This window comes from Kribbella sp. CA-294648 (assembly GCF_050943845.1).
Taxonomy (GTDB): Bacteria; Actinomycetota; Actinomycetes; order Propionibacteriales; family Kribbellaceae; genus Kribbella.
Map to the genome: position 1 here is coordinate 1295610 of NZ_CP191981.1, position 19790 is coordinate 1315399.

Genomic DNA, 19790 nt, shown 5'->3' on the forward strand with positions numbered 1-19790 from the left:
GGGCTAGTCGGTACTGCCCCCGGTCGTCGTACCGGCTGTGTCGAAGACCGCGTCGCGGGTGTAGCTCAGGGCAGACTGCAGGGCGCCGGACAGCACCGGGTCGGTGTTGATCGCGGTCATCAGCAACCGCGGCCGCGGTACGGCGAGCTCGGCGAGCTCGTCCTGCACCAGGCCGCGGAGGCGTTCGCCGCCGGCGGTGATGACGCCGCCCGCGAGCACGATCAGCTCGGGGTCGACGACGGACACGATCGCGGCCAGGCCGACCGCGAGACGATGGGCGAACTCGGCCAGCACGGTGTCGCCCGCGCCCGGGGTCTCCAGGGCGGCGGCGATCGCGGCTTCCGGCGTACGGGCGCGCAGGCCGTGGGAGCGGGCCAGTTCGAGGACCGGTTCGCCACCGGCGAGTTCCTGGAAGCCGCCGGCGTTGTTGCGGCCGACGTTGCGCACCAGCGGCGTACCGGGCAGCGGCAGGAAGGCGACCTCACCGGCACCGCCGGTGGCGCCGCGGACGAGGTGGCCGCCGATCACGATCGCCGCGCCGATACCCTCCTCGCCCCAGAGCATGACGAAGTTGTCGCTGTTGCTCGCGTGCCCGACCTGCTGCTCGGCGACCGCGGCCAGGTTGACGTCGTTCTCGACCTCCAGCGGTACTGCGATCGCAGCGGCCAGCTCCTCGAGCAGGTGTGGCGCGTGCCAGCCGGGGAGGTGAGTCGCGTAGCGGAGCCGGCCGGTGGTCGGGTCGAACCCACCGGGCGTGCCGATCGAGACGCGGTGCAGGCGGTCGCGGGTCAGCCCGGCATCGCCGAGCGCGCCGTCGATCGCCTTGACAACGCGTTCGACGGTGCCCTTGGCACTCCGGCCGGGAGTGGGCAGCTCGAAGCGGCCGACCACCTTGCCGGTCAAGTCGGCGATGGCCGAACGGATCCGGGTCGGCGTGACGTCCAGGCCGGCGACGTACGCGATGCCGCCGTTGATCTCGTACAGCTGGGCATTGGGGCCTGGCCGGCCGGCGCTGGTCCCGCTGGCCCGGACGAGCCCGGCGCTCTCGAGCCGGGAGAGCAGCTGGGAGGCGGTCGGCTTGGACAGGCCGGTGAGGTTGCCGAGCGTGGTGCGGGACAACGGCCCGTGCGTGAGCAGCAGGTCGAGGGCGGCGCGGTCGTTCATCGCGCGGAGCAGGCGGGGTGTACCGGGTGTGCTGGCCATGTGCTAACCCTGCCCTCCCTTCGCTGTCACGTCGCCTGACCACGCTGACCTTCCGGCCGCCTGGATCAACTGTTAGGAAAGTTTCCTATTACCGCGAGACCGTACGGGGGAGCCGGGGCAGGTGTCAATCGGTCGGCGCTTCCGGTTCTTTTCTTCGTCAAGTTAGGGTGTACTAACTTGCCGCCCGGAGGGGCGGTCACGCCGACGTGGGGGAAGGCTTTTCCGTGGAGTTCACAGCAGGCAGGGTGCTGCGCCGCGCGATCGGGCGGCACCGGGCCCGGATGATCGCCGGGATGCTCGTCCTGGCGTTGCACCAGGCCACGGAGGTCGCGGTACCGATCACGATCGGCATCTTCGTCGACCAGGCCGTGTCGACCGGGCGGCTGGAACCGCTGCTGTGGTGCGTGCTGATGATGGTCGCGCTGTTCGCGGTGCTGTCGAACGCCTGGAAGACCGGCGCCCGGCAGGTGGTCCACGCGATCGAGTACGAGACCCACCTGCTTCGGCTGGAGATCGCCCGGCGAGTGCTGGACCCCCGCGGTCACCGGACCGGCCTGCGGTCGGGGGAGCTGCTGCAGATCGCCACCTCCGATGCAGAGAAGACCTCGCTGGTACTACGCGCCGTCTCGCTGGGCTTTGCCGGCAGTGCCGCACTGGTGGTGTCGTCGGTGGCTCTGCTGCTCGTCGACGTACCGCTGGGGCTTGGCGTGATGATCGGCGTACCCCTGCTGGTGCTGGGCATCCAGGCCCTGTCGCCACTGCTGACCCGTCGTACGGCGTCGCAGCAGGAAGCAGTCGCCAGTACTACGGCCCTGGCGACCGACCTGGTCGGTGGGCTTCGCACACTGCGTGGCATCGGGGCTCAGCACAACGCAGCCGAGCGGTACCGACGGTCGAGCCAGGAGACGTTGAAGGCGACGCTCCGGGCTGCGTCGACCAACGGGTTGCAGGACGGTGTCACCAACGCGCTGAGCGGTCTGCTGCTGGCAGCGGTCGCAGGTGTCGCCGGTTGGTTCGCCCTGGACGGCCGGATCAGCATCGGCGAGTTGATCACCGTCGTGGGCCTGGCCCAGTTCATCGCGGAGCCCGTCGGGCTACTCGGCTACAGCGGCCAGGTCTTCGCTACGTCTCGTGCTTCGGCCGGGCGGCTGGCGTCAGCGCTCGGCTCGCCGTGGGCGATCACCACTGGCACCTCCACCAGCCTGGACCCGGCGAAGCCGCTGCTGTCGCTCGAAGGCGTTGGCTACAAGACCCTGTCCTCGCTGGACCTGTCACTGCGACCGGGTGAGCTAGTCGGAGTTCTCTGCTACGACCCACGCGACGCCGACGCCCTGCTGACAGTCGTGGCCGGCAGGACCGCCGACCACACCGGCCGGGTGCTTGTCGGTGGCACTGACGTCGAGGAGCTGGACATCGACCTGGTACGCCGCTCTGTGCTGGTCGAGCAGCATGACACCGATCTGTTCGAGGGGACGCTGCGCTCCAACCTGTTGGCCGGCTCCAGCAACTCTTCTGGGTTGGAACGTGTGGTCGAGGCTGCTGCGGCGACCGACGTGATCGAGGCCTACCCGGATGGCTTGGACCATCCACTGTCCGACCGCGGCCGGACCCTGTCGGGCGGGCAACGCCAACGCCTCGGCCTGGCCCGTGCCTTGCTGGCCGAGCCCCCAGTGCTGGTCCTTCACGACCCCAGTACTGCGGTCGACGCCGTCACCGAGGAGCTCCTGGCCGAAGGGCTCGCGGAGGTCCGGGGCGTCCCCACCCTCGCGACCCTCGTACTGACCAGCAGCCCTGCGCTGCTGGGCAAGATGCACCGGGTGCTGGTCATCTCGGAGGGTTCCGTAGTGGCAGAGGGCCGGCATGCCGAGCTGGCCGACACCGACACGGCGTACCAGGAAGCGGTACTGCGATGAGCACGTCCGAGTTGTTGCCGATTGCCGGGCCGCGCGCCACCTGGGTGGTGCTGTGGCGGGAGATCCGTCGCCTGCGACTGCTGTCGCTCGTGGCTGCCGTCGTGGTGACAGTGGGGAGCGCGGCCGGGCTTGTCGCACCGTGGGCTCTTGGTGTGTTGGTGGACGACGTGTCTGCCGGTGCCGATGGGTCTGCCGTCGTACGGGTGGTCGTGCTGATCGGTGGCGCGGCACTGCTGTCCGGAGTACTCACTGCTCTTGGGGTGACCCTGATCGCGCGAGTTGGCGAGACAGTGCTCGCGCGGATCCGGGAGCAGGTGCTGGATCGGGTGCTGCACCTGCCGGCTCCTGTGCTCGACAAGATCCGTACCGGGGACCTGCTGTCGCGGGTGGGCGATGACGTGGCGGCGGTGGCCACAGCGCTGACCCAGCTGGGGCCGATCCTGCTGGGGGCGTCGCTGACGATCGTGCTGACCGCGGGCGGGATGTTCGCGCTCGACTGGCGGCTGGGGCTTGCCGGGTTGCTCTCCCTGCCCATGTACCTGCTGGCGCTGCGCTGGTACCTGCCGCGGTCCGCGCCCTTCTACAGCAAGGAACGGCTCGCGATGGGGGAGCGGTCCGAGGCGATCATCACCTCGCTGCGGGGCAGCGCGACGGTCCGGGCGTACCGGCTGGAGGAGACGCAGCTGGAGCGGATCGCGGATCGCTCGGCGACCGCGCGCGACCTGTCGCTGAACGTCTTCCGGCTCTTCAGCTTCTTCTCCTCGCGGGTCAACCACGCCGAGTTCGTCGGGCTGACCTCGATCCTGGTGGCCGGGTTCTTCCTGGTCCGGGCGGATCTGGTGACGATCGGCGCGACCACGGCGGCCGCGTTGTACTTCCACCGGCTGTTCAACCCGATCGGTGCGTTGCTGATGCAGTTCGACCAGGTGCAGACGGCTGCGGCCGGGCTGGCGCGCCTGGCCGGAGTACTGACGTTGGAGCCCGCTGTCGAGCCGCCTCCGGGGCCGTCGCCTGCCGATGCGTCTGTGGAGCTGGTGGGGATCGGGCACTCGTACGACGGGCCGCTGGTGGTCGACGGGGTCTCGTTGCGGATCGAGCCGGGTGAGCGCGTTGCGCTGGTGGGCGCGAGTGGAGCTGGGAAGACCACGCTGGCAGCGATCGCGGCCGGAGTACTGATGCCTACCACTGGGACAGTACGGCTAGGTGGTGTGGACATCAGGGCGCTCGGTGAGGCTCGTACTCAGCAGCAGGTTGCTCTGCTGAGTCAGGAGGTCCATGTGTTCTCCGGCGCGCTGCTGGACGACGTACGGCTGGCCAAGGCTTCGGCGACTGTAGCCGAGGTGGAGGAAGCCCTGGAGCTCGTGGGGGCGCTCGGCTGGGTGCGTGCGTTGCCGGACGGGCTGCAGAGCCAGGTGGGGGAGAACGCGCATCAGTTGACGGGTGCCCAGGCACAGCAGGTCGCGCTGGCGCGGTTGGTGCTCGCGGACCCGGCTGTCGCAGTACTGGATGAGGCGACGGCTGAGGCGGGGAGCGCTGGGGCGCGAGAGCTGGAGCGAGCCAGTGCTGCTGCTACCGAGGGCCGTACGACGCTGGTGGTGGCTCACCGGCTCACGCAGGCGGAGCAGGCGGACCGGATCGTCGTACTGGACCACGGGCGAGTGGTCGAGGCAGGTACGCATGCCGAGTTGCTGGCTGCAGGTGGTCGCTACAGCCAGCTCTGGCACAGCTGGACCGGGACTGGGCTTTCTACGGCAGGCGCCAGTCGATAGGGGTGCCGCCCTGCTTGATGAGCAGCTCGTTGACCCGGCTGAACGGCCGGGAGCCGAAGAAGCCACGGTCCGCGGACATGGGGCTCGGGTGGGCACTCTCGATGTACGGCGTACTGCCGAGCATCGGCTTGAGTGTCTGCGCGTCACGGCCCCAGAGGATCGCCACCAGCGGTCCACCGCGCTTCACGAGCGCATGGATGGCCTGCTCGGTCACCGTCTCCCAGCCCTTGCCCCGGTGCGACGCGGACTTGCCCGGCTGCACGGTCAGCACTCTGTTGAGCATCAGCACACCCTGCTCGGCCCACGGCGTCAGGTCACCGTTGGAAGGAGCCGGTACGCCGACGTCGGCCATCAGCTCGCGGTAGATGTTCTGCAGGCTGCGCGGGATCGGGCGCACGTCGGGTGCGACCGAGAAGCTCAGGCCCACCGGATGCCCGGGCGTCGGATAGGGGTCCTGGCCGACGATCAGCACCTTCACGTCGTTCAGCGGCTGGTTGAAGGCCCGCAGGACGTTCTCCCCGGCGGGCAGGTACGGCCGGCCGGCGGCGATCTCGTTGCGCAGGAACTCGCCCATCCGCGCCACGGTCTCTTCCACCGGAGCCAGCGCCTCGGCCCAGTCGGGTGCCACCAGATCAGTCAAAGTCTTGGGACTCACCGGGACATGATGTCACTCACAGTTCGCGTGTCGGTCAGGCAGCCGTTCGTGTGGGCCCGGTAAGAATGTCTGCGGCCCCGCAAAAGGTATGAGCTCTTGCGGGGCCTTTGCGTTGTGCTGCTGGTTGCGTCGCTGTTGCTCAGGCCGTTTGCCAGCCGAAGTTGAGCGAGTGGCTGTCCGGGTTGTGCCGGTTGTAGAAGCGGTGCGCGTCGGTGCGGACCGTGGACGAGTCGAGCTCCAGGTGGGTTGCCCCTTGCGCCGCGGCCCATTCACGGGCGGCCGTCAGGAGGGCCGCGCCGATTCCACTCGAACGCTGCGAGGGGTCCACGGCCAGGTCCTCCACCCAGCAACGCTGACCGAACCGGACCGACTCGAGATCCAGGTACGTCGTACAGAAGCCGTGCAGCTCGTCCCCGTCAGCAGCAACCAGTACTCCGCTGCGTGGGCCGGTGATCGTGCGCTCCAGCCGGTCGGCGGCGACGGCGGGGTCCCAGTCGGCAGGCTTCGCGCCCGGCGGCTCGAACAGCCAGCTGTAGGCGTCGACGAGTTGGGGGATGTCGGCAGGGGTAGCGGCGCGGACGTTGCTCATGCTGGTGAGGCTAGGAGCGGTGCTGCTGGTCGGGACAGGGCCAATGGGCGCTGCCTTCGCCAGTCCACTCAGCGGTCGGCCAGCCTGAGGGGTCGGCCAGCCTCAGGGGTTGGCCAACCGCTCCAGTGCCTGGCCGTAGCGTTGGGCGACCAGCTTCTGGGTGGCGCGGGTGGCAGGGCCGCCCAGACGCGCGTACCAGGTGCCGGCCCGGCTGTAGGCGCGGAGCGTGAAGTAGACACCGTCCGGCTCGCGAGTGACGACGAAGGACTCCTCGCCGGACGCGGGATGGCCTTCCAGCGTTCCGTACGCGAACCCCACCCGGTCCGGCTCGTCCGCGACCCAGACCACGCGGCACGGCACCGGCAGGCCGAGTGGGCCGACGCCCGCTCGGCCCAGCGCGTTGGTGCCGATCACGGCCGGGCTGTCCGTCGCCGTGACCCGTACTCCGGCTTTGCGGTGCATCTTCCAGTTCATCAACGCCTCGGTGGCGCGCCGGAACACCTCGTCGCCACCACCGATCCGGGCCCGATGGTCGAGCCGGTGGTAGCCCGGCGGCGTCTCGACGTACCGGGTCGAGCCGACCGCGTCGTAGCTGAAGCGCAGGCCGATCAGGTCATCGAGCTTCATCCCACTCCTCCAGCCGGCGCCACGCCAGCAGTCCGCAGAGAGCGAAGCCGAGTGCGTTCGCCACTCCATGTGTAGCAACCATCCACCGCAACGGCAGGTAGGGCGTCGCCACTACATGCCCCAGTGCCCAGCTGAGCGCCAGCAGCATCGTCACCACCAGTACTGCGGCCGAAACGCTCAACAGCACCTTGGTGGCTCTGTCAGCGGTCCGGGACCGCCGCCACATCGCCCAGCCGACCATCCACATCCCCGCTGTCAGTACTGCGGCGCCGAGCAGTTCTACCGCGTCGCCGAGGAAGAAGCCGAGCAGCACGATGCCTGTCCCCAGTGGCACGCTGATCGCCGCAGCGGTCGCTACCCGGCCGCTGGTCGACTCCACCACCAGGCAGGCGACCAGTGCCGCGGCGAAGCCGGCGAAGTGGAAGTGGGCGACCGTCAGCGAGAGCACTGTGAGCTTGAAGCCGAACAGCTCGTGTGACGAGCGCTCCGCGACCAGTGCCAGCGCGGCAATCGCTGGCGTCACCAGTGCGGTGTAGAGCGCGATCTCCCTGGCCCGCAAGCGTCTCCGGCGTACGAGATCCACTGCAGCCAGTACTGCGAGGGCGATGGTGCCTGCCGCGTAGATGCTGGCCAGTGCGATCGACAAGTCGCCGCGGACGAGCCAGAGGGAGATCACCCCCGGCACGGCCGCGGCCGGCCACCAGCGGCGGACCGTCCTACCGCCGTCCACCGTCATCAGGCTGAGCCCCAGCGGCACGATCACGAGCATGCCGAGACTCACCACCAGGTGAACCAGCGTGATCACTAGCTGGCTTTCAGGCCGCTCGTGTTGTCTTCCTTCAGGGCCTTGAAGAGGGCGGTGGCCTTCTTGCTGTCCCACTTCACGGCTGAACCGTTCGAGGTGCTGAGGTTGCTGTCGGAGATCGGCACGGTCAGCGTGACCCCACTGCTGCCGGCGGACACCGCCTTCATGCCGCGGGCGAACTTGAGCAGGGTGAACGGGCCCATGTCCTTGTCGACGCTGAGCGCTTCGGCGCCGGCGGTGCTGAGCTTGTAGAAGCGGAACGGGTTCAGGAAGGTGGCCGGTGAGACGCCCTTGTCGGCGATCGCACCGATCATCTCGCGCTGCCGCTGGACCCGGCCGAGGTCGCCGGACGGATCGAAGTAGCGGGCCCGGACATAGCCCAGTGCGGTCACGCCGTCGAGGTCCTGACAGCCCTTCGGCAGGTTGATGTGGGCCTTCTCGTCTTTGATTGCCTTAGGCAAGCACATGTTGACCCCGCCGACCGCGTCCACGATCGAGGCGAAGCCGCCGAAGCCGATCTCGACGTAGTGGTCGACGCGCAGGCCGGAGACGTTCTCCACGGTCTGGATCAGCAACTGCGGGCCGCCGAACGCGAACGCCGCGTTCAGTTTGTTCCGGCCGTGGCCCGGGATCGGCACGTAGCTGTCCCGCGGCAGGCTGACCAGCGCGGTCGGGCCGGACTCCGGCACGTGCAGCAACATGATCGAGTCGGTCCGGTGACCGGCCGCCTTGCCGGTGTGCAGCCGGGCCCGCTCGGCGCGGGACAGCCCCTCGCGGCCGTCGGACCCGACCAGCAGGTACGTCGTACCGGGGGTCTCGGCCGGGCGGTCGCCGGAGGGGAAGGCGTCGACCTTGTTGATCTTGCCCCAGGCGAACAGCGGGATGCAGATCAGGCTCAGCACGAACAGCAGGACGATCAGTCCGATGATCCGGGCGATCCAGTTGCGCCGCTTCTTGGGTCGCGCGGGCGGCCGGCTGACGTAGCGCGGGTCGATGGACTGCGGTTGGCTCATGGAACGACCGTATCGGCACCGGGGCTGTTCGGGCGTCAGTCCGGCGAAGGGTCTTCACCCCACACTTTCAGACCGTGCACCCCGGCCGCCTCGATCGAAAGGATGATCATCGCCCCCCGATCGAACCAATCCGCCGGAACGTGCGTGGCGCCTGGCCCACGCGGGCGCTGAACAACCGGCTGAAGTACGCCGGGTCGTCGTAGCCGACCTGCCGGGCCACCACCGCGACCGGCAGTCCGGACTCGGCCAGCAGGGCCTTCGCCTCGTTCATCCGGGTGGTCAAGATCACTTCCTGCGGCGTGGAAGCGGCCGCCCGCCGAGTCGCCGTCCGTAGCTCGTCAACGGTGACCCCGAGCGCTTCGGCGTACTGCGGTATCGACAGTGGACGACAGGCGATGGCCCGCAACCTGGCGATCAGCTCGTGGCCTGGGTCATCCTGCGCTGCGGCGGCGATGAGGTCGTAGAGAGCCGCCGCGACTTGCACTTCTCGACCACTGGTCCTGACGACTCGGAGGAGCTTGGCGAAGGCGCGCTGTGGCGAGCGGGGGTCGGCGTACCGGCGTACGGGCTGCTCTGGGGTCAGGTAGCCGAGACGGGTCAGGGCGTCGGTCGCAGTACCGCCGAAGAGGACCCAGGACTGCTGCCAGTGCGTGGACGGCCGGTAGCCGTGCAGTACGCCGGGGAAGAGCCAGAGCAGGGCTGGCGCCTCGACCTCGTGCAGTGTGCGATCAGGGCCGTGCAGCAGCTGGCCCCTGCCCCGGTGAAGGAAGACGGCGGCGTGGCAGCCGAGGGCGCGTTCAGGAGCGGTGCCGGGCCCGTGACGCTGCTCGCCGGCACCGAGGCAGAAGAGTCCAAGTTCACGCTCAATCGGACCTGGGGTCAGGTAGATCGACCAGTCATCCATGATGACAAGAGTCCAAGAAGTGTCTGCGTCAGTCCATTCACCGCGGTCCGAGTGGGCGGTTGAAATGGTGGCGTGCTGACTTCCAATGGGTATGTGTTGTCGTCTGAACGGCTCGGGACGCTGAGTGAGGTCCCGCGGGCAGAGCGAGGGGATCGGGAGGCGCTGCGGCTCCGGCTGGAGCGGGATGGGTACCTGTTTCTGCGGGGGTTGCTCGATCCCTGCTGAGGTGATGGCGTTCCGCCGGTACTACTTCGAGCGGACTGGTGTCGCCGACGCTCACGGGGTGCCGCAGGTCGTGGAGCCGGGCGCGTTGCGGAGGGTGCTGTTCGGGGAGGTGGTGCCGGGGGCGCAGTACCAGGTCTTCTGTGCCCAGCCGGCCCTGCGGTCTTGGTACGAGTGGTTCCTGGGCGGTGAGACGTTCCTGCATCGGCGCAAGATCATCCGGCACATCGCACCGGGTCAAGCAGGGATTGGTACGGCGACGCAAGCGCACTACGACCTCGTCTACCTCCGCGAAGGCTCTGACCAGGTGCTGTCGGCCTGGATCCCGCTCGGCGACTGTCCTGTCTCTCTGGGCGGTCTCACGTACCTGGAAGGCAGCCACCACCGAGTACTGCGGGAGGAGGCGGCCGGCACGCTCAAGCGCCCGGCCGCCTCGATCACTGCGGACCTACCTGGCCTGGCCGAGGAGTACGACGCCCGCTGGCTGGTCGCCGACTACGCAGCGGGTGATGTCGTCATCCACACCGCCCACACGGTGCACGCCGCGCTGGACAACGTGTCGTCGTCGATGCGGCTGTCGACCGACATCCGCTATCAGTTGGCGGGCACCTCCATCGACCTGCGCTGGCAGTCGCACTGGCACGATCAGGACGGGCTCTGACGCGGGTTTTCCCCACGATCCGGGATCGCTCTCGCTAACGACAATCATTTCGGTTAAGGTTTTGGAGGTCCGACCGGGGCGGCGTCCGCAGTGCCGACCGGCGGCGCGACTCGGAGGAGAACCGTGAACCGCAACGAGCTGGTCGCCGGCGTGGCGACGAAGGCGGGCATCCCGCGTAACCAGGCCGAGAAGGTGCTCGACGCGCTGGGTGACGTCGTCACCGAAGCCGTGCACAAGGGCGACAAGGTCTCGCTGACCGGCCTGCTGAGCATCGAGCGGGTACTGCGCGCGCCGCGGACCGGCCGCAACCCGCAGACCGGCGAGCCGCTGTCGATCCCCGCCGGGTACTCCGTCCGCCTGTCGTGCGGAAGCCGCCTCAAAGCCGCCGCCCGAGGCAGCCTCCGCACCGTCTCCTGACCGTCAGCGGCGGACGGCCGTCACCCAGTACGGCGTGGTCAGGGTCGGCGGCGTGCGGAACCGGGCGTTCGGCAGGTAGATCCGCGACCCGAAGAACGCCGCCGTGGTCGGTACGTCGAAGTCGGCGCTCCTGATCTCACGGACTAGCCGGCCGCTGGTGGCCGACCGGTCGAGCTCCAGCACCCCGATCTTGTCCAGCCGGTTCTGCACGACGTACAGGGTGCGGCCGGACCGGAGCAGGCCGTCCCCGTTGGTCAGCACGGTGGAGCCGAGGTCGATCCGCCGGGTGACCCCGGTGCGCGGGTCGACGCGGAACAGGAAGCCCGTCGCCGACTGCACGATGATCAGGTTGCGGCGGTCCGGCGTGAGGGCGATGCCGTTGGCGTTGAGGTTCACCGGGTCGTGCACGTAGTCGCCGCTGAGCGGGATGGTCCGGACGGCTGCCTGGCCGGGCAGTGAGCCGTCGCGGCCGAGAGGAACCTTGTAGAGCACCGGCTGGCGCGAGTCGGTGAACCAGGCGGCGTCCTTGCTGAGGATGACATCGTTGACGAACGTCGACGGCGCAGTGGTGAACGTGTAGCTGGCGAGCACCTTGCGGGTGCGGGTGTCGATCACCCGGCCGTCGCCGCCGCCGGCCCCGGCCACGAACAGCCGGCCGCGCTGATCGACCTTCAGGCCGAGTGACGCGGTGCCGGGGCCTTGGGTGATCACCTTGCCCTGACCGGTGCGCAGGCTGGCGGCGTAGATGTCGCCGTCGACGCGGGAGCCGAAGTACGCAGTACCGCCGTGGTCGATCGCGATGCCTTCGGGCTGGAAGCCTGGTGGGAGGTCGAAGTGGGCCGGGAACTGTGCGCTGTGGCCGGCTGCTGGCGCGGCCGGTGCTTCGGCGGAGGCTGGTGCGGTGATGCCGCCGAGAAGAAGGGTGGAGAGGCCGAGAGTCGCTGCTAGTGCGCGGCCCAACTGCAGGGGTAGTGGGCGTGACATGGCGGGGTGTCCTCCGGGGTCTGGCCGGCGCCCTGGATGCACCGGCACGATGGCGGTTGCGTTTTCAACAATAGCTGTGGATATCCACTCCGGCGGCTGGTCCGGAACGGGTAATGTCACGGTGAATGGCACTAGGACGCAGCGGCGAAGGAGCGGGACAGGAATGACAGCAGGGATCGACAGCTCGGATCTGTCCACCACGGTCCGGCCGCAGGACGACCTGTACCGCTACGCGAACGGGCCATGGCTGGACCGCACCGAGATTCCCGCGGACAAGGCGATCTACGGCGCCTTCCACGCGCTCTGGGACGCCGCGGAGCAGGATGTGCGCGCGATCGTCGAGAAGACCGCGGCGACCGAGCACCCCGAGGGCAGTGAGGCGCGCAAGATCGCCGACCTGTTCAACAGCTTCATGGACACCGCGACGATCGAGCGGCTCGGCGCCGGCCCGATCGCGGACCAGCTCGCACTGGTCGCCTCGGTCGAGGACGTGGACGGCCTCGTCGGCGCGCTCGGACAGCTCGAGCTGCAGGGCGTGCACGGCGTCTTCTACTACGGCGCGGACATCGACGCGCGGCAGTCCGACCAATACATCATCTACGCGAGCCAGGGCGGCATCAGCCTGCCGGACGAGTCGTACTACCGCGAGGACTCCTTCGCCGAAGTACGGACGGCCTTCGTCGCCCACGTGGCCAAGATGCTGGAGCTGGCCGGCCTGCCGGACTCCGGTGCCGCCGCCGAGCGGATCATGGCGCTCGAGACCCGGCTGGCGCAGGGCCACTGGGACCGGGTGCGCAACCGGGATGTCACCGCGACGTACAACAAGCTGGACCGGGCAGGGCTCGAGGAGCTCACGCCTGGTTTCGACTGGGCTGCGTGGATGTCCAACGCAGGGGTTCCCGAGGACGCGTTCTCCCAGCTGGTGGTCCGCCAGCCCGATTACCTCACGGCCGCCGCGGTGGCGCTGCAGGAGATCGAGCTCGCGCACTGGAAGGAGTGGCTGAGCTGGCGTGTCGTCCACACCGCGGCACCGCTCCTGAGTCAGGCCTTCGTCGACGAGAACTTCGACTTCTACGGCAAGACGCTGACCGGCGCGCCCGAGCTGCGGGAGCGGTGGAAGCGTGGTGTCGGCGTGGTCGAGTCCGCCCTCGGTGAAGCGGTCGGCCAGCTGTACGTCGCCGAGCACTTCCCGCCGGCCGCCAAGGCCCGGATGGTCGAGCTGGTCGCCAACCTGGTCGAGGCCTACCGGCAGCGGATCGAGGCACTCGACTGGATGAGCCCGGAGACGCGGCAGCGCGCCCTCGAGAAGCTCGGCCGGTTCACCCCGAAGATCGGCTACCCGGACAAGTGGAAGGACTACAGCGCGCTCGAGATCCGCCCGGACGACCTGGTCGGCAACGTCCGCCGCTCGGTCGCGGTGGAGACCGCCCGCGACCTCGCCAAGCTGGGCCAGCCGATCGACAAGACCGAGTGGTTCATGACCCCACAGACGGTCAACGCCTACTACAACCCGCGGATGAACGAGATCGTCTTCCCGGCCGCGATCCTGCGTCCGCCGTTCTTCGACCTCGACGCCGACGACGCGGTGAACTACGGCGCGATCGGCGCGGTGATCGGGCACGAGATCGGGCACGGCTTCGACGACCAGGGGTCGAAGTACGACGGTGATGGCAACCTCAACGACTGGTGGACCGACGACGACCGGGCCGCCTTCGAGCAGCGGACGGCCAAGCTGGTCGCGCAGTACGACGTACTGGAACCGGCCGACGCACCGGGTCATCACGTCAACGGCGAGCTCACCCTCGGCGAGAACATCGGCGACCTCGGTGGCCTGTCGATCAGCTACGTCGCGTACCAGCTCGCCCTCGGCGACGCGGAGATGCCGACGATCGGCAACCTCACCGGCGCGCAACGGTTCTTCCTGGCCTGGGCGATGGGCTGGTCCACCAAGGCCCGCGAGGCGGAGGCGATCCGCCGGCTGGCCATCGACCCGCACTCGCCGCCGGAGTTCCGCTGCAACGCGGTCGCCCGCAACATCGACGCCTTCCACGAAGCCTTCGGTGTCACGGAGAACGACGGCATGTGGCTGGCGCCCGAGGACCGCGTCCGCATCTGGTAGCAACGGGAAGCCTTCAGCTAGACGGGTATTGCTGTCATGGCAGTCGTGATGGCTGAGCTGGCTTGCCGGAGCGGCGGTGAACGGTGGGGCGGCGGGACAGCCGGTCGGCGAAGCGGCCCAGGAGGGCCAGCAGGGAAAGGGCGACGGCGTAGACGGTGAGCTGGATGACGAGGTGCAGGAGGATCACCCTGCTCATCGTCGTCAGGCCGGCTCGCGGTCAACAGTGGCAAGAACGCCCATCTCCGATAGATTGTTGCCATGCATCGTGTCGCAGTACTGGCTGTCGACCGGGTGGACAGTCTCGATCTCGCCATCCCGGGTGAGGTGTTCGGGTCCGCGCGGTCACGCGGCGACGCCCCGGGAGCGGCGTACGGAGATCCGCTGTACGACGTGATCGTGTGCGGGCAGCGACCCGGTCTCGTGGTCACCGGCCGCGACGGGAGGGAGTTGTTCCACCTCACCGCCCCGCATGACCTGGCCGATGCGGTGACAGCCGACACGGTGGTCGTGCCGGGCGCTCGCTTGACCACCGACCCGCCCGCCGATGTGCTCGACGTACTGCGGCAGGCGCACGAGCGTGGCGCCCGGATCGCTTCGATCTGCAGCGGCGCCTTCATGCTGGCTGCGGCCGGGCTGCTGGACGGGCGCCGGGCGACAACGCACTGGACCTCGGCCGAGTACCTGGCTCAGCAGTTCCCTCAGGTCGAGGTCGACGCCAACGTGCTGTTCGTCGACGAGGGCGACGTGCTCACGTCAGCGGGAGCGGCAACCGGTCTCGACCTGTGTGTTCACATGGTGCGCAACGATTTCGGAGCGGCGGTCGCGGCCGAGGTTGCCCGCCAGGTCGTGGTCGCGCCGCAACGTGCCGGCGACCAGGCGCAGTTCATCGTTCACCACGAGCCGACGGATGACAGTGGTTCGCTGGAGCCGACGATGCGGTGGATGCGCGACCACCTCGGCGAGCCGCTGACGCTTGCCGACATCGCCCGGCAGGCGGCCGTCAGTCCGCGGAGCCTCAACCGGCGCTTCCACGAACAGACGGGGACGACGCCACTGCAGTGGCTGCTCACCCAGCGCGTGCGGCACGCCCAGGAGTTGCTGGAGACCACGGCCCTGTCGATCGAGGAGATCGCCGGCCACTGCGGTTTCGGCACCGCCATCAACCTGCGCCAGCACTTCACCCGCCGCATCCACCTGTCCCCGCAGGCCTACCGCCGCGCCTTCCAACTCCGCTGACCGTCGGCCGGCCGGCTCGATGACCAGATGGCCTGCTGTAGCAGGCCATCGGTCGGCTGAGCGGCTGTCAGGACAACTTGGCTGAGGTCTCCTTCACGGTCAGGACGATCTTGCCGCTGGTGCGGCCGGTCTCGCCGAGGGCGTGGGCTTTGGCGGCCTGGTCGAGCGGGAAAGTGGCCTCGATGTGGACGCGCAGGGCGCCCGTCTCGGCGAGGTGGGCGATGGCCTGCATGCCGGCTCGGTCGGCCTCGACGAGCAGTCCTTCGTAGCGGATACCTCGTTCGGCGATCATCGCGAGTTCGCCGGCGTCGATCGGTGCCAGCAGGATCGAAACGAGGATGCCGTCCGGGCGCAGTACCGCGAGGGAGCGGGCGCGCGCCTCGGAGTCGAACGAGATCGGGTCGAGGACCACGTCGAGGTCGCTGAGAGCCTTGGTGAAGTCGACCGAGTGGTAGTCGATCACCTCGTCCGCACCGAGGGATCGGACGAAGTCGTGCTTGGCGGCGCTGGCTGTGCCGATGACGTACGCGCCGCGCGACTTGGCGATCTGTACGGCGAGATGCCCCACGCCGCCGGCCGCCGCGTGGATCAGGACCCGCTGTCCCGGGCGGACATCGGCCGTGTCGACCAACGCCTGGTAAGCGGTCAACGCCGCCAGCGGCAGTGCGCCGGCCTGGACGTGGTCGAGATTGGCGGGCTTGTTGGCGAAGGCGCGAGCGGGCCCGGTCACGTAATCGGCGTGCGAGCCCACCCCGTCCGGGTAGGGCAGCATGCCGAAGACCTCGTCGCCGGCCTTGAACAGCGTGACGCCCGGGCCGACCGCCTCGACGACGCCCGAGACGTCCCAGCCGAGGACGAGCGGCAGCCCGGTGACGGTGAGGGGCTGGGCGCGGTTCTTCCAGTCGGTCGGGTTGATCCCGGCCGCGTGGACGGCGACGAGGACCTCACCCAGTCCCGGCGCGGGCTTGGCCACGACGACTTCTTCGAGCACCTCGGGGGTTCCGTGGGTGTCCTGGCTGATGGCTCGCATGGTTGCGGTGGTTGTCATGGCTCCAGCCTGGTCGTCCGCCGCGCCCGCTACCATGGCAGGATCGCCAACAATTGACGGGATCCTGCCATGGCCAAGCCGCACCGTGTCGTCGTCCTCGCGCCCGACGGGGTGTACCCGTTCGATCTGGGCATCCCGAATCGCGTCTTCGGTGCCGCCGACGGCCGCTACGAGGTGCTGACCTGCACCGTCGACGGCCGCCCGGTCCGGACCAACGCCGACTTCTCGATCGCGGTCGAGCACGACGCGGAGATCTTGCGGACCGCCGACACAGTCATCGTTCCGCCCTTCCACATCGAGGATCGGGAAGGTCCGGCGACCGTGGCACAAGCTCTCGCGTCGGTGTCTCCGGGCACGCGGATCGTTTCGACCTGCACCGGTGCCTTCGTACTGGCCGCCGCTGGCCTCCTCGACGGGCGGCGGGCCACCACGCACTGGGCCCTGAGGAGCATCTTCCGCGAGTGGTACCCGCAGGTGACGCTCGACCCGGATGTCCTGTTCGTCGACGACGGCGACGTACTCACCTCGGCCGGCGCCGCCTCGGGTATCGATGTGTGTCTGCACCTGCTGCGCAAGGACCACGGCAGCGAGATCGCCAACCACGTGGCACGCCTGTGTGTCGCCCCGCCATGGCGCGACGGGGGCCAGGCGCAGTACATCGAGTACCCGGTCCCCGGACCCGCTGCGCACGGCACCTCCGCCGCTCGCCAATGGGCGCTGGACCACCTCCACCTGCCGCTGGCGTTGAATGAGCTCGCCGAGCGATCCCACATGAGCCTGCGCACCTTCGCCCGTCGCTTCAACGAGGAAGTCGGCATGAGTCCCGGCCGATGGCTCATCCAGCAACGCGTCGAGCGAGCCAGGCATCTCCTGGAGTCCACCGACCTGGCCGTGGACGACATCGCCGCCCAGGTCGGTTTCGCCGGCGGCACCTCGCTGCGGGAGCACCTGCACGCAGCGCTCGGCGTCTCGCCAAGCGCTTACCGGCGTACTTTCCGCGGCGTCCCGGCCTAGCGCTGACACCTGCTTCTCCTTGATCGCTTGCCATCGATCGGTCCTGGCCGTATTGTCTTACGAACGTAAGCCATACGATCATAATTCAAAGACCAGCCAACGATGAGGGAGTCCCGTGATGACGGCAACCAGGCAGGTGGCGCTCGTAACGGGCGCTACCTCAGGAATCGGCAAGGCGGCAGCGATCGCGTTCGCTGCCGAGGGTTTCGAGGTGATCGGCACCGGTCGCAACACCGCGCGGGTCAGCGGACCGGCCGGAGTGACCTACCTCGACCTCGACGTGACCAGCGACGAATCGGTCGCCTCCCTGGTCAAGCAGGTGACCGAGCGGTACGGGCGCATCGACGTCCTGGTCAACAACGCCGGCGTCGGCTCGACCGGGGCCGCCGAGGAGTTCTCGATCGCCCGGACGCAGGAGATCTTCGACATCAACGTGTACGGCGTGATGCGGATGACCCGGGCGGTCCTGCCGCAGATGCGCGAGCAACGGAGTGGCCGCATCGTCAACGTCTCCTCGCTCAGCGGGTTCGTCCCCAGCCCGTTCATGACCCTGTACGTCGCGACCAAGTACGCGGTCGAGGGCTACTCCGGGTCGGTCGACCACGAGGTCCGCGAGTACGGCGTGCGGGTTCTGCTGGTCGAGCCCGGCCCGATCAACACCCCGTTCGCGGCCCACAGCGTGGAGGGCGACTTCCCCCTGCCGGTCTACGCGGCAGGGCGGCGCAACTACGACGAGGTGCTGGAGAAGAACCTCAGCAGCGGCGACGATCCCGCCGTCGTGGCCAAGGTGATCGTCGCGGCGGCCACCGACCGGAACCCGAAACTGCGGCGCCCGGCCGGCTCGACAGCCACCAGCATCAGTGCGATCCATCGCCTGGTCCCCGCGCGGGTCTTCGACCGCATCATCCGCAGGTTCAACCGGATGCCGCGGTGAGCACGATGACCGAGCAACTCTTCAACCCGCACCTGCGGGCCGCGCGCTTCCTGCCCCGCACCGTGATCACCTCCCGAACACTGCCCACGCTCCGGCTACTCACCAAGGTCGCCGGGATGGCTCAACGGCCGGGCGGCGAGGTCGTCGCCGTGGACGCCGACGTGTCGGTGCGCGTCTTCCGGCCAGCGTCGGCCCAGCGTCCGAGGCCGGCGTCGGCCGGGCATCGGCAGCTCCTGGAAGGCGGCCGGCCGAAGGTGGCGCCGGCAGCGGCGAGGCCGGCGTTGCTGTGGATCCACGGTGGCGGGATGGTGCTCGGCGCCGCCGCGCAGGACAGTCGCTTCTGCCGCCGGATCGCCGAGCAGCTCGACATCGTCGTCGTCTCGGTGGAGTACCGGCTGGCGCCCGAGCACCCGTTCCCGACACCACTGGAAGACTGTTACACCGCGCTGCGCTGGCTGGCCAAGCAGCCCGGCATCGACCCCGCACTGATCGCCATCGGCGGTGCCAGCGCCGGCGCCGGTCTGGCCGCCGCGTTAGCCCTGCTGGCGAAGGAACGCGGTGAGATCCAGCCGGTCCTGCAACTGCTGTCCTACCCGATGCTGGACGACCGGACCACCACCCGGTCCGACATCGACGGGCGGCGGCAGCGCCTCTGGAGCCAGCACAGCAACCGCTTCGGCTGGCGTGCGTACCTCGGCTCCGTCCCCAACGGCAGCGTGTCCCCGCTGGCCGCACCGGCCCGGTACGACGACTTGTCCGGCCTGCCGCCCGCGTGGATCGGTGTCGGCACCAACGACCTGTTCCACGACGAGGACATCGCCTATGCCCGACGACTGCAGGAGGCCGGCGTCGCCTGCGCTTTGCACGTAGTACCCGGCGCCTACCACGCCTTCGACTCAGTCGAAGCGAAGACAGCCGTCGCCCAGACATTCTTCCACGCCCAAACCACAGCGCTGGATGAAGCACTCAACGGCAGTTGACGAAACGAGGTCGGGTTCACTGCTCGTCTGGTCGACGCGGGACACTGAGGTGGCCGGGGCGGTGTCCGGAGCACCCTGGCTGAGATGGAGGAACGCATGGTGCGGTACACGAAGGAACACAAGCAGGAGACGCGGCAGCGGATCATTGCGACGGCCGGTCGCCGGTTCAAGCGGAACGGCATCGACGGCTCCGGGGTCGCGACGCTGATGGAGGACGCGGGCCTGACCAACGGCGCCTTCTACAGCCACTTCGCTTCCAAGGACGAGCTGGTCGCGACCGCGATCGCCGACCAGCTGCGCACGCTGCACGACAACATCGTCGCGCAGGCGGACCCCGGCCGGCCGGGCCTCGAGCAGATAGTCCGCTGGTACCTGTCAGTCGAGCACCGCGACGACCGCAGTGACGGCTGCCCCAACGCGGCCCTGCTCGACGAGATCGGACGCTGTGCAGACGAAACCAAGCAGGCCTACACCGACGGCGTACTACTCGTCATCGACGGCCTCGCCGCCCGCATGGCACCCCACGACCCACTGTCAGCCCGAGTCAAAGCCCTCAGCCTGCTAGGCATGCTCGCCGGCACCCTCCAACTCTCCCGAGCCCTGACCGACCCCCACCTAGCCGACGCCCTACTCGCCCAAGGCATCCAAAACGCCCTGACGTTCCTGGCCGAATAGCAGCCCCGGGCCAGGTGTCGGC

Annotated in this window: 20 protein-coding genes; 10 read left to right on the plus strand and 10 right to left on the minus strand. The window is 68.9% G+C overall.

Annotated features, from left to right (window positions below):
• Positions 1–3: 3 nt before the first annotated feature.
• On the minus strand, positions 4–1203 hold the full coding sequence (locus ACQPYM_RS06365) for an ROK family protein (RefSeq protein WP_433016264.1): 1200 nt from the start codon (positions 1201–1203) through the stop codon (positions 4–6).
• 224 nt (positions 1204–1427) lie between these two features.
• On the opposite strand from ACQPYM_RS06365, the gene ACQPYM_RS06370 reads away from it, so the two are divergent.
• Both ACQPYM_RS06370 and ACQPYM_RS06375 read left to right on the plus strand, forming a co-directional pair.
• Positions 1428–3116 carry an ABC transporter ATP-binding protein gene (locus tag ACQPYM_RS06370; RefSeq protein ID WP_433016266.1) on the plus strand — a complete coding sequence of 563 codons (1689 nt, stop codon included), beginning with the start codon at positions 1428–1430 and terminating at the stop codon, positions 3114–3116.
• On the plus strand, positions 3113–4885 hold the full coding sequence (locus tag ACQPYM_RS06375) for an ABC transporter ATP-binding protein (protein ID WP_433016269.1): 1773 nt from the start codon (positions 3113–3115) through the stop codon (positions 4883–4885). The genes ACQPYM_RS06370 and ACQPYM_RS06375 overlap by 4 nt, the downstream gene beginning before the upstream one ends.
• Here the strand turns inward: ACQPYM_RS06375 and ACQPYM_RS06380 are convergent.
• From ACQPYM_RS06380 to ACQPYM_RS06405, 6 genes are all read right to left on the minus strand, one after another.
• Positions 4863–5540: a uracil-DNA glycosylase gene (locus ACQPYM_RS06380; RefSeq protein ID WP_360284283.1), complete on the minus strand. Its 678-nt coding sequence runs from the start codon at positions 5538–5540 to the stop codon at positions 4863–4865. The two genes, ACQPYM_RS06375 and ACQPYM_RS06380, sit on opposite strands and share 23 nt — an antisense overlap.
• Positions 5541–5679: 139 nt before the next feature.
• Positions 5680–6129: an N-acetyltransferase family protein gene (locus tag ACQPYM_RS06385; protein ID WP_433016273.1), complete on the minus strand. Its 450-nt coding sequence runs from the start codon at positions 6127–6129 to the stop codon at positions 5680–5682.
• Positions 6130–6231: 102 nt separating this feature from the next.
• Positions 6232–6756, minus strand: coding sequence for a DUF1990 family protein (locus ACQPYM_RS06390; protein ID WP_433016276.1), 525 nt, complete (start codon positions 6754–6756; stop codon positions 6232–6234).
• Positions 6743–7561, minus strand: coding sequence for a YndJ family protein (locus tag ACQPYM_RS06395; protein WP_433016279.1), 819 nt, complete (start codon positions 7559–7561; stop codon positions 6743–6745). The genes ACQPYM_RS06390 and ACQPYM_RS06395 overlap by 14 nt, the downstream gene beginning before the upstream one ends.
• Positions 7561–8574: an LCP family protein gene (locus ACQPYM_RS06400; RefSeq protein ID WP_433016282.1), complete on the minus strand. Its 1014-nt coding sequence runs from the start codon at positions 8572–8574 to the stop codon at positions 7561–7563. Before ACQPYM_RS06400 ends, ACQPYM_RS06395 begins: the two co-directional genes overlap by 1 nt.
• Before the next feature lie 106 nt (positions 8575–8680).
• Entirely contained in the window at positions 8681–9478 is a 798-nt protein-coding gene (locus ACQPYM_RS06405; protein WP_433016285.1) for an AraC family transcriptional regulator, read from the minus strand.
• Between the two features lie 229 nt (positions 9479–9707).
• Between ACQPYM_RS06405 and ACQPYM_RS06410 the strand changes: the two genes are divergently transcribed.
• Together ACQPYM_RS06410 and ACQPYM_RS06415 are read left to right on the plus strand one after the other, a co-directional pair.
• Positions 9708–10361: a phytanoyl-CoA dioxygenase family protein gene (locus tag ACQPYM_RS06410; RefSeq protein WP_433016288.1), complete on the plus strand. Its 654-nt coding sequence runs from the start codon at positions 9708–9710 to the stop codon at positions 10359–10361.
• A 123-nt stretch (positions 10362–10484) separates the two neighbouring features.
• The gene (locus ACQPYM_RS06415; protein WP_360284276.1) at positions 10485–10778 is read left to right on the plus strand and encodes an HU family DNA-binding protein; all 294 of its coding nucleotides are present in this window, start codon (positions 10485–10487) and stop codon (positions 10776–10778) included.
• Positions 10779–10781: 3 nt separating this feature from the next.
• Here ACQPYM_RS06415 and ACQPYM_RS06420 read toward each other — a convergent pair whose 3' ends face one another.
• Complete coding sequence (locus tag ACQPYM_RS06420) at positions 10782–11762, minus strand: superoxide dismutase (RefSeq protein WP_433016292.1); 981 nt, start codon at positions 11760–11762, stop codon at positions 10782–10784.
• 163 nt (positions 11763–11925) lie between these two features.
• Here ACQPYM_RS06420 and ACQPYM_RS06425 point away from each other — a divergent pair, with 163 nt between their 5' ends.
• The gene (locus ACQPYM_RS06425) at positions 11926–13881 is read left to right on the plus strand and encodes a M13 family metallopeptidase (RefSeq protein ID WP_433016295.1); all 1956 of its coding nucleotides are present in this window, start codon (positions 11926–11928) and stop codon (positions 13879–13881) included.
• A 34-nt stretch (positions 13882–13915) separates the two neighbouring features.
• Here ACQPYM_RS06425 and ACQPYM_RS06430 read toward each other — a convergent pair whose 3' ends face one another.
• The gene (locus ACQPYM_RS06430; protein WP_433016298.1) at positions 13916–14077 is read right to left on the minus strand and encodes a hypothetical protein; all 162 of its coding nucleotides are present in this window, start codon (positions 14075–14077) and stop codon (positions 13916–13918) included.
• Positions 14078–14139: 62 nt separating this feature from the next.
• On the opposite strand from ACQPYM_RS06430, the gene ACQPYM_RS06435 reads away from it, so the two are divergent.
• A complete protein-coding gene (locus tag ACQPYM_RS06435; protein ID WP_433016301.1) occupies positions 14140–15117 on the plus strand; it encodes a GlxA family transcriptional regulator in 978 nt (325 codons plus the stop codon).
• A gap of 67 nt (positions 15118–15184) precedes the next feature.
• On the opposite strand, the gene ACQPYM_RS06440 is transcribed toward ACQPYM_RS06435, so the two are convergent.
• Positions 15185–16165 (minus strand): NADP-dependent oxidoreductase, encoded by a 981-nt coding sequence (locus ACQPYM_RS06440; protein ID WP_433016304.1) that lies wholly within the window; start codon positions 16163–16165, stop codon positions 15185–15187.
• Positions 16166–16234: 69 nt separating this feature from the next.
• Between ACQPYM_RS06440 and ACQPYM_RS06445 the strand changes: the two genes are divergently transcribed.
• The 4 genes from ACQPYM_RS06445 (at position 16235) to ACQPYM_RS06460 (ending at position 19768) form a co-directional block, all read left to right on the plus strand.
• Positions 16235–17179 carry a GlxA family transcriptional regulator gene (locus ACQPYM_RS06445; protein WP_433016307.1) on the plus strand — a complete coding sequence of 315 codons (945 nt, stop codon included), beginning with the start codon at positions 16235–16237 and terminating at the stop codon, positions 17177–17179.
• Positions 17180–17297: 118 nt separating this feature from the next.
• On the plus strand, positions 17298–18113 hold the full coding sequence (locus ACQPYM_RS06450; RefSeq protein WP_433016310.1) for an oxidoreductase: 816 nt from the start codon (positions 17298–17300) through the stop codon (positions 18111–18113).
• A gap of 5 nt (positions 18114–18118) precedes the next feature.
• A complete protein-coding gene (locus ACQPYM_RS06455; protein ID WP_433016313.1) occupies positions 18119–19093 on the plus strand; it encodes an alpha/beta hydrolase in 975 nt (324 codons plus the stop codon).
• Between the two features lie 84 nt (positions 19094–19177).
• Positions 19178–19768 carry a TetR/AcrR family transcriptional regulator gene (locus tag ACQPYM_RS06460; RefSeq protein WP_433016316.1) on the plus strand — a complete coding sequence of 197 codons (591 nt, stop codon included), beginning with the start codon at positions 19178–19180 and terminating at the stop codon, positions 19766–19768.
• The last annotated feature ends 22 nt before the right edge of the window (positions 19769–19790 follow it).